General features: G+C 62.7%; 1 protein-coding gene. It reads right to left on the bottom strand.

Features of this window, described 5'->3' with window-relative positions:
- The coding region (locus AEQ67_RS00010; RefSeq protein WP_161807449.1) for a calcium-binding protein at positions 1-359 on the bottom strand (359 nt) is incomplete at both ends.

Raw genomic sequence — 359 nt, forward strand, 5'->3', positions numbered from 1 at the left:
GTTGGCACCGAGCAGGTAGTTGGTCAGACTGGTTTGCACCAGATCGGTACCACCACCCAGCGCCTCGGTGACGGTGTCACCGACGTTGTCGACCACAAAGGTGTCGTTGCCGGCACCGCCATTCATGACATCCGCGCCAAGCCCACCGTTGAGGGTGTCGTTGCCGTCCCCGCCATTGAGGACGTCGTTACCGACCCCGCCAGTGATGATGTTGGCCAGCGCATTACCGGTCCCGGTAAAGTTACCGGCGCCGGTATAGGTCAGGTTCTCGACATTACCACCCAGGGTGTAGCTGGCCAGCGACGTCTGTACGGTATCCGTACCGCCACCCGCCACCTCGACCACCACGTCCGCGGCTG

The sequence above is a fragment of the Pseudomonas sp. RIT-PI-q genome (assembly GCF_001297125.1).
Classification (GTDB): domain Bacteria; phylum Pseudomonadota; class Gammaproteobacteria; order Pseudomonadales; family Pseudomonadaceae; genus Aquipseudomonas.